This window comes from Mediterraneibacter sp. 210702-DFI.5.30 (assembly GCF_020560115.1).
GTDB lineage: Bacteria > Bacillota > Clostridia > Lachnospirales > Lachnospiraceae > Mediterraneibacter > Mediterraneibacter faecis.
On the sequence record NZ_JAJCME010000032.1, the window covers coordinates 1 to 1,529 of the forward strand.

The window sequence follows — 1,529 nt, forward strand, 5'->3', positions numbered from 1 at the left end:
TTTCGTCGGTGTGGCGTATCCGCCAAATAAAATTTCAAAAACAGTCTTAAAAATGTAAGCATTTTACACCTGTTCTATGAAATTTTGCTTGGCTCTGAACAGTTACATTTCCTATAAGCAAATCTCGGCAGTCCGCCTTCTTCCGGTACTTTTACAGAACCCTGGATGAGAGGCAGTGCATAGTCAATGAACTGCTGTCCGATATCGGAACCATTTCCTGTGATCCAGTCTAAAGGAACTGTTTTCTCCTGATTACAGATAAGGTTCACGTCTTCCGGAGCGTAAGAAATGTGGTAATCCGCATCGTCTGTACGGTGGAAGGCGATCATCATTCCTGTTGTTCCCTTCAGTGCAGTCTGCACACCGAAAGAACCGGAAGCAATCGCTTCTTTCTCGTCTGTCGCAGAGAGCATAGCGGAAGAACAACGCTGGTTGACATTGAGCTCGATGGAGCGAACTTTTACGCCAAGGCGGTCTTTCACGAGGTTTTCCAGATATTTTCCGGAGCCTGTTAGCATTTTATGTCCGAATGTGTCTACGCCTACATCGCTTGCAAGCTCGCAGACAAACTTACCGTTTCCGTCATTAATTCCTTCGGAAATGCAGACAACCAGGTTGGAAGTATGCTCGAAAGCTTTCTGAACATCTGCAAGGAACTGTTCCTGATCAAATGCAACTTCCGGAAGATAGATGAGAACCGGATTGTCGCCTTCGAATTTACGGGCAAGGACACTGGCAGCGGCCAGCCATCCGGCATGACGTCCCATGATCTCAACGATTGTAACGGATTTTTTATTATCATAAACAGAAGCGTCGATCGCAATCTCACGAACAGTGGACGCTACATATTTGGCAGCACTTCCGAATCCCGGTGTATGGTCTGTCAGGACAAGGTCATTGTCGATCGTCTTAGGGATTCCGATGAAACGTATCTCGCTGTTTACAGTCTCAGCATAGCGGGAAAGCTTGCTTACTGTATCCATGGAATCATTTCCACCGATGTAGAAGAAGTAACCGATATTGTACTTCTCAAATTTCTCAAAGAGCTGCGGATAGACAGCGTCTGTCAGGTCTTCCGGAAGTTTGTAACGGCAGGAACCAAGATAAGATCCCGGTGTTGTCTTGATCAGTTCAAGCTCACCGTTCGCTTCTAAAGGTTTCATATCCATCATATTCTCGTTCAGGAAACCTTCGATTCCGTTGATCATTCCATAAATTGTTCCAATGACATCCTCACGGTTCAGTGCTTCGTAAACAACCCCATAAAGGCTGGCATTAATAACTGCGGTTGGTCCGCCGGACTGTCCGACGATTGCATTCTTCTTCATAAAGTTTCTCCTTTGGTTTAAGTTGAGATAGTCGATTTCTGTTGTCAATATATTCTAAGAACTCAATAATATATTAATGATTCGTTATTACTATAGCTGAAAAAAAGAAAATTTACAACAATAAGTCGAAAAGATGATATAATGAGCGTAAAAGAAAAGGAAGCGACGCCGTAGGCGGCATTTACTTTTCTTACGCCATTA

The 1,529-nt window shown here is 44.0% G+C and carries 1 protein-coding gene; it reads right to left on the reverse strand.

Translation table 11 applies throughout. From position 1 onward, the window contains the following. Window positions 1–74: 74 nt before the first annotated feature. Complete coding sequence (locus tag LI126_RS14560; RefSeq protein WP_227165650.1) at window positions 75–1,328, reverse strand: 6-phosphofructokinase; 1,254 nt, start codon at window positions 1,326–1,328, stop codon at window positions 75–77. Window positions 1,329–1,529 lie beyond the last annotated feature (201 nt).